The following is a 6,950-nucleotide window of genomic DNA, read 5'->3' on the forward strand; positions in this document are numbered from 1 at the left end:
AATCCGGGTCCGCTACTGCCCTTTCGAGCCGAGATAGCGGTACAGCGTCTCGCCCCACCAGGGGCTTCGCACTTCTCGCAGCAACGTCACGCTGACCGGCTTGCGCAGCGGGCTGCCCGATGGCAGCGCAAAGGCATAATGCTGCTGGTCGAAGACCACGTCGAGTAACTCGATGCTGCGGCGAAAATCTTGGTTGATGGTCCATGCCAGTAGCGGCCGATCATAGACGAATGCATCGAGTTCGCCGTCACGGATCGCCTTCAGGCCGTCCCTGGCGGTCGGAAAACTGTCGAACCCGATCCGCAATTTCCTCAGGGTCTCCTCGGTTGAGGAGCCGGCGACCGCACCGACCCGCACCTTTGACAGGTCGGTCACGCCCTGGACCGCTCCCTGCAAATGCCTCACGGTCAGCGCTGAGGTGATGGCCGCAGTGAAGACCGCGATGGTGATGATCGAGCCGACCATCCAGAGCATCGCCACGAAGCGGCCCGGCATGGTGCGGGGACCCTGCTGGCCGATGCCGCGCTGGGTCATGGCAACCGTGGTCCACCAGACGCTCGAACTGAGCCCCTTGGCGACGCCGCCGCCGAACTCCTCGTTGTGGCGGCGTTCGAGCAGCCAGACCAGGAAGCCTACCACGAGTGCGAGACCGATCAGCGCCAGCACCGCCCGCAGAAAGTTGAAGGACGTGAGCGTCCGCATCACCGGTGCGAAGCTTGCTGCTTCGCCGGACGCGACCGCGATGCCGAGTCCGGTGCCATAGAAGGCGGACGTGAAGTCGAGAATTTCCTCACGGCCGGCCGTCACCGTTAATGCCGCGACCGCAATGTCGACTTTCCCCTGAGCAGCCGCGTCGATCAGCCCGGGAACGGTTTCCTCTTCATGGAATCGGAATTTGAGTTTCTGCTGCTCCGCGATCCGCCGCCAGAGCTCGATGCTGATACCGGTCCACTGCCCGTCCGGGCCTTTCATCGCGAATGGCGCCGCTTCCTTGGTGCCGACCACGATTTCGCGCTGCAGCAGTGGATCGAGGTCCGACTTCGCGGATTGTGCAAATGCGGGATGGATCAGACCGGCCGCCAGGAAGGCGCCGGCAAGCATGAACATCCGACATCGCATAACCGAAATCATCAAAACGGCACCTGAAAGTGATTTGCGACAAAGGGACTTTAGCATGGGCGACACGGCCGGCTAATGCCATGCTGGACACGCGCCGCAGACATCATGCAGCGCTGACGCTGGCTCAAAAGGGCAAGTCACACCACCCATGCCAACAGAACTACGGTCAAGCCCATGCCGGATCAACTCGAACACTCACACGATCCCGACGCTATCGCACAACGTCTCGCCCAGGGACCGAAGGCGAATTATCTGCCGGACGCTGTCTACGGCGCAATCGATGGGACCGTTACGACCTTCGCCGTCGTCTCCGGCGCGATCGGCGCGGACCTTTCGCCGCGGGTCGTGCTGATCCTTGGGATGGCCAATCTTCTCGCCGACGGTTTTTCAATGGCGGCAGGCAATTTCACCGCGACCAAGGCTGCTGCCGATCAGGCCGCTCAGCTGCGCGACCAGGAGCTGCGTCACATCCGGCTCGACAAGGACGGCGAGACCCAGGAAGTCCGCGAGATTTTCCGGGCCAAGGGATTTGCCGGCGAGCCGCTGGAGTCGCTGACCCGGCTGATCACCTCGCGGCGCGACGTCTGGGTTGATCTGATGCTGGCGGAAGAATACGGCATCGGTGCCGCATCGCGCTCGCCCGTGCGGGCCGCGGGCTACACCTTTCTCGCATTCGTGGTTGCCGGATTCGTACCGCTGGCACCGTTTCTGCTCGCAATCCCGAACGCAGCCATGGTCGCGATCGTGCTCACCGCATTCGTGTTCGCAGCCATCGGCTCTATTCGCAGCCGCTGGTCGGCGCGCCGATGGTGGGCATGCGGCCTCGAAACGCTCGCCATCGGCATGACCGCGGCCCTTGTTGCCTATGGCGTAGGCGCCCTCATCGCGCGTCTGGTCTAGGAAAATTGCGATCCGCTATTCGGCGGCTTCGCGCACATAGGTTGCGGCCTTGGTGCGCATCGTGACCAGCTCCTCCGCGGCAGTCGGGTGCACGGCCATCACCCGGTCGAAATCCGCCTTGGTGGCGTTCATCTTGATCGCGATACCGACGAGCTGGATCATTTCGCCCGCATCGGGACCGATGATGTGGCAGCCGAGCACGCGGTCGCTGTCGCCGTCCACCACGAGCTTGAAGAAGCAGCGCGTATCGCGGGCCGCAAGTGTCATTTTCAGCGTGCGGAAGCTCGACTTGTAGATGTCGACGCGTGCATAGCGATGGCGTGCTTCCATTTCGGTCAGCCCGATCACGCCGACTTCCGGCTCCGAGAAAACCGCGGTCGGAATGTCGGCGTGGTCGACGGCCACCTCCCTGCCGCCGAACACGGTGTCGGCGAAGGCATGCCCCTCCCGGATCGCGACCGGCGTGAGATTGACGCGGTCGGTCACATCGCCGACGGCGTAAATGTGCGGCACCGACGTGCGCGAATACCGGTCGACCTTGACCGCGCCCCTTTCGTTCAGTTGCACGCCGGCGCGGTCGAGCCCGATGCCGGTCACATTCGGCCGCCGTCCGGTCGCGAACATGACCTGATCGACCACCACGGCTTCATGATCCGACAGCGAAACGCAAAGGCCGTGGTCGACCTTCTCCACCCCCTCGACAAGCTTGCGCGTCAGAATCCGGATCCCGCGCTTTTCCATCTCGCCACGCAGATGCTCGCGCACGTCGTCATCGAAGCCGCGCAGTATGTTGTCGCCGCGATAGACGAGCGTCACTTCCGCTCCGAGACCATGGAAAATCCCGGCAAACTCGACCGCGATATAGCCGCCGCCCTGGATCAGGATCCGCTTCGGAAACGCGGCGAGGTCGAGCGCTTCATTCGACGTTATGACATGTTCGAGCCCCGCAATGTCGGCACCGAGCGAGGGCCAGCCGCCGGTCGCGATCAGGATATGACGCGCGCGCACGACCTCACCCGTTGCGACCAGCCGCACGCGATGAGCGTCTTCGAGAATCGCCCGGCTTCGAACGATCTTGACCTTGGAGCGTTCGAGATTGGCGACATAGGCCGCTTCCAGCCGGGCGATTTCGCGGTCCTTGTTGGCGATCAGCGTCGGCCAGTCGAAAACCGGCCTTTGCAGCGTCCAGCCATAGCCCGCGGCGTCCTCGAATTCGTCGGCGAAGCGCGCCGCGTAGACGAGCAGCTTCTTCGGAACGCAGCCGCGGATCACGCAGGTGCCGCCGACCCGGTATTCCTCAGCGACGATGACGGTCGCGCCATGATTGGCGGCGATGCGCGCCGCGCGCACGCCACCCGAACCCGCGCCGATGACAAAAAGATCGACGTCGAAATCGCTCATTCGCCTCTCGCGCCCCTACCGCCTCTCGCGCGGTCCGATGCCGTCAGAACGGATGGCCCTTCTTACGGAGCTCCGTGCGGAACCGTGCGAGCACTTCATCATTCAGCTTGATCGCCCAGTCCTGCGCCGCCGTCATCGAATTCTCGACGAAGTTGGGCTCTTCGGTCAGGAGCTTCTTGCCAAGCGGCGACTTGTAGAAGGCGAGCGTGTCTTTCAGTTCCTGTTCGGTGAAGCGGGAGGCATAGAGCGCCGCGATCTCGCTTCGCAACGCCGCCAGGCGCGGCGAATAATCCTTGCGCATCTCGTTGGCCACCTCGTTCAGATCCTTGAACAGATTCGGATTCATCTGCAGCAAGGTATTCTTGGACTTTTCGATCACCCCCGGAACGATCGCTTCAAAAATGGTCATCGATTGCTTGGCATCCAGGATCTGGTTCGCCAGCGCAATCTGGGAGGGTGTCGGTTTCGGTTGCGCATGCGCGTCTCTGGCCGGCGCCGCAACAAGCAGGATCGCGGCGAAGGCGGCCGCGCAAAGCCGGATCAGCGGTTGAACGCTCATTGGAGAAACTCCTGTCATTTTCTTCAACATACTACCCAATTCGTTCTTCGATCACACGAATTCCCGACGCACCGGCAACGATCGCCGTACGGGCGAGCCCGAGAAACAGCCCGTGCTCCACCACGCCGGGGATGGCCGTCAGGCCCTGCGCAAGTACCCCCGGTTGCGCGATCGGTCCGATCGCCGCATCGATGATCCGGTGGCCGCCATCCGTGACGAAAGGATGACCGCCCGCGTCGACCCGCAAGGTCATCCGCACCGGCAGCGACAGGCGTCGCAACACGTCACCAATCGCCCGCTCGGTCGCCGCGATGCCAAACGGTACGATCTCGATCGGCAATGGAAACGCACCCAATACCGCAACAAGCTTGGAATCGTCGGCAATGACAATCATGTGCTGCGACGCAGCGGCCACGATCTTCTCGCGCAGCAATGCCCCTCCACCACCCTTGATCAGCGCCAGGCCGGGGCCGATTTCGTCGGCGCCGTCAATCGTCAGGTCGAGTTGCGGATATTGATCCAAGGTGGCCAGCGGTACGCCAACGCGCCTCGCATCGGCTGCAGTCACCTCCGACGTCGGCACGCCCACCACATCCAGACCGGCCCGGACCCTGTCGCCAAGCAGTTCGACGAAATGCCGCGCGGTCGAGCCGGTTCCAAGCCCCAGCCGCATGCCGGGACGAACCCAGTCCAGCGCGCGGGCCGCAGCCTGCCGTTTCAAGGCATCGGAGGTCATTGGCCGTTGGAGATCATGGGATGAAGGCGCGCGTCCAGTCGGAAAACCGGCGGCCTGTCTAGCCTCGATCAGGCCCGGAACCTAGCCCCCCGTCGCGGGACTTCAGCAAGACTTGATTTCGCGGCTGCGGCCCCGTAGCAGGGCGCGATGCCCAAAATGCTCCCGGACCCGATTGTGGTTTTCGACCTGGACGGGACGCTGATCGATACCGCGCCCGACCTGATCCACACCCTTAACGCGATCCTGGCAACGGAAGGAATTCCCGCCATCCCGGCGGCAACTGCGCGGCCGATGATCGGCGGCGGCGTGCGCCCGCTGCTCGAGCAGGCGCTTTCCGAGCGCGGGCGATTTCCCGGGGAAGCCGCGATGGACGCGCTGTTTGCCCGCTACATCGGGCATTATCAGGAGCACATTGCCGACCGTTCGCGCCCCTATCCGGGACTCGAAGCCGCGCTCGATCGGCTTTCGTCGCGCGGATTCGCGCTCGCGGTCTGCACCAACAAGTACGAAGCTCTGTCGCTGCGGCTTCTGGATGCGCTCGGCCTCACAGCGCGGTTTGCCGCGATCTGCGGGCAGGACACGTTTCCAATGAAAAAGCCGGATCCCGACACGCTTCGGCGGACCATCGAGCGCGCCGGCGGAGATGTCGGACGCGCCGTGATGGTCGGCGATTCGGAGACCGATATCCGCGTCGCGCGTGCAGCGGGAATCCCGGTGATCGGCGTCGATTTCGGCTATACGCGGATTCCGATGGCGGAGCTGTCGCCGGACCGCCTGATCGGTCATTTCGACGCGCTGCCTGACGCCGTTTTCGATCTTGTGCGTGGCTCCGGAAGCCACGCGATTACCGCCTGAATTAACCAAAAAGGGACGAATTAGCCGCAAAATTGACGCCGTTTGACGCTTTTCACCAATACTCGCATCATGAAGGCCGTGCTGCGGAAACTGGCTCCAGCGGTTGCGCCTGCGCCGCGCGGCTCTTATGGTCCGGACCGAGGGTCGTGGCGCTGACGAGCCCAGCGATGGACAAGACCCATGCTTAGAAACCTGGCGATCGTTGCGTGCGGGATTGCGCTTTCCGCCTGTTCGAGTTCGGGCGATCTGATGCGGACTGCGACGCCCACCGTTCCCCTGCAGTTCGAGTCGGACCCGCCTGGAGCCGAAGTCAAGACCTCGGGCGGCCAGACCTGCCGTACACCCTGCGCGCTCGCCGTTCCCGCGGCCGACTTCCAGGTGACTTACAGCCTCAACGGCTTTCAGCCGCAAACCATCCCGGTGAAGCTGATGCCGCCCGAAGACATGCGCGGCAGCGGGGAGACCGGCCTGACCGCTTCCCAGCCGCGCTTCACCCCGAGCCCGGTCGTCGCAGAACTGGTCAAGGCAGCGCCGCGCCGTGCCCCGGCGAAGAAACCGCGGGTCGCAAGGCAGCCGCCGCCGGCCGCCGCAGAACCGCCGCCGCAGCGAGCGGAGCAGCAGCAGCCCCCGCCGCAACAGCAGCAGCAGCGCGTCCAGCAGCAATCGCAGCCGCCCTCCACCAGCGGCTTCAATCCGCCTCCCCCGCAAAGCGGCGGAGGCTTCGGAGCGCCTCCGGCGCCCGCGCCGGCCGGGGCATGGCCCGCTCCCGCGCAGACCCGCTGAGCGGCAAGGCGCGCGCTTGACACGTCTCCGAGCCGGCACGTATGTGTGCCGGCCTTTCGGGCGCGTAGCTCAGCGGGAGAGCACTCCCTTCACACGGGAGGGGTCACAGGTTCAATCCCTGTCGCGCCCACCATTCATCATCCCGTCACCGATGCTACGCTTGGTCGCGCGACGCTGCGCTGGCAGGTGTGGCGCGCGACAAACAATGACCTTACGATGCGGCAGCGCGGAAGGCTGCGACCGTCAGAGTTCCGCTTCGGGGGAACGATTCGTGGCAATACGACTTTGGGGACATGTGAAATGCAGTTGCGTATCCTGATCGCGGGCCTTGCCTTTGCCGCGATTGCATTGCCGGCCGCTGCCCCTGCAAATCCTGTCACCGATCCGAACAATCTGCTTCACGGCGGCGCGCCGCAGAACGTGAAAGTCCGCGGGCTGTTCGAAATTCTCGCGCTGCGGCGCCAGGAGGTCGGTTTCGAGACCAAGGAAAAGCCCGGCACCATCATCGTCTTCACCAAGCAGCGCAAACTCTAGTTCGTCCTCGGCAACAATCGCGCGAGGCAATACGGCGGCGGCGTCGGCCGCGACGGCTTCACC

At 64.1% G+C, this 6,950-nt stretch carries 8 protein-coding genes and 1 tRNA gene; 5 read left to right on the plus strand and 4 right to left on the minus strand.

The window, feature by feature from the left end:
- Nucleotides 1-12 precede the first annotated feature (12 nt).
- Complete coding sequence (locus AB7F49_RS27050) at nucleotides 13-1,107, minus strand: transporter substrate-binding domain-containing protein (protein ID WP_428528182.1); 1,095 nt, start codon at nucleotides 1,105-1,107, stop codon at nucleotides 13-15.
- A gap of 186 nt (nucleotides 1,108-1,293) precedes the next feature.
- Between AB7F49_RS27050 and AB7F49_RS27055 the strand changes: the two genes are divergently transcribed.
- Nucleotides 1,294-2,019, plus strand: a complete 726-nt coding sequence (locus AB7F49_RS27055) for a VIT1/CCC1 transporter family protein (RefSeq protein WP_428528184.1) — start codon at nucleotides 1,294-1,296, stop codon at nucleotides 2,017-2,019.
- Between the two features lie 15 nt (nucleotides 2,020-2,034).
- Here AB7F49_RS27055 and gor read toward each other — a convergent pair whose 3' ends face one another.
- The 3 genes from gor to rpiA are packed head-to-tail and all read right to left on the minus strand — an operon-like array spanning nucleotide 2,035 to nucleotide 4,715.
- Nucleotides 2,035-3,420, minus strand: coding sequence for a glutathione-disulfide reductase (gor, locus tag AB7F49_RS27060; RefSeq protein WP_428528186.1), 1,386 nt, complete (start codon nucleotides 3,418-3,420; stop codon nucleotides 2,035-2,037).
- 43 nt (nucleotides 3,421-3,463) lie between these two features.
- Nucleotides 3,464-3,979, minus strand: coding sequence for a DUF2059 domain-containing protein (locus tag AB7F49_RS27065; protein WP_428528188.1), 516 nt, complete (start codon nucleotides 3,977-3,979; stop codon nucleotides 3,464-3,466).
- 31 nt (nucleotides 3,980-4,010) lie between these two features.
- Nucleotides 4,011-4,715 carry a ribose-5-phosphate isomerase RpiA gene (rpiA, locus tag AB7F49_RS27070; protein WP_428528190.1) on the minus strand — a complete coding sequence of 235 codons (705 nt, stop codon included), beginning with the start codon at nucleotides 4,713-4,715 and terminating at the stop codon, nucleotides 4,011-4,013.
- A 156-nt stretch (nucleotides 4,716-4,871) separates the two neighbouring features.
- On the opposite strand from rpiA, the gene gph reads away from it, so the two are divergent.
- The 4 genes from gph (at nucleotide 4,872) to AB7F49_RS27090 (ending at nucleotide 6,887) form a co-directional block, all read left to right on the plus strand.
- Nucleotides 4,872-5,570, plus strand: coding sequence for a phosphoglycolate phosphatase (gene gph / locus AB7F49_RS27075; protein ID WP_428528200.1), 699 nt, complete (start codon nucleotides 4,872-4,874; stop codon nucleotides 5,568-5,570).
- Nucleotides 5,571-5,750: 180 nt separating this feature from the next.
- A complete protein-coding gene (locus AB7F49_RS27080) occupies nucleotides 5,751-6,353 on the plus strand; it encodes a PEGA domain-containing protein (RefSeq protein ID WP_428528192.1) in 603 nt (200 codons plus the stop codon).
- Between the two features lie 58 nt (nucleotides 6,354-6,411).
- Nucleotides 6,412-6,486: transfer RNA gene (locus AB7F49_RS27085), tRNA-Val, on the plus strand.
- 167 nt (nucleotides 6,487-6,653) lie between these two features.
- A complete protein-coding gene (locus AB7F49_RS27090) occupies nucleotides 6,654-6,887 on the plus strand; it encodes a hypothetical protein (RefSeq protein WP_428528193.1) in 234 nt (77 codons plus the stop codon).
- The last annotated feature ends 63 nt before the right edge of the window (nucleotides 6,888-6,950 follow it).

Origin of the sequence: Pseudorhodoplanes sp., from assembly GCF_050250235.1 — a bacterium.
Taxonomy (GTDB): domain Bacteria; phylum Pseudomonadota; class Alphaproteobacteria; order Rhizobiales; family Xanthobacteraceae; genus Pseudorhodoplanes.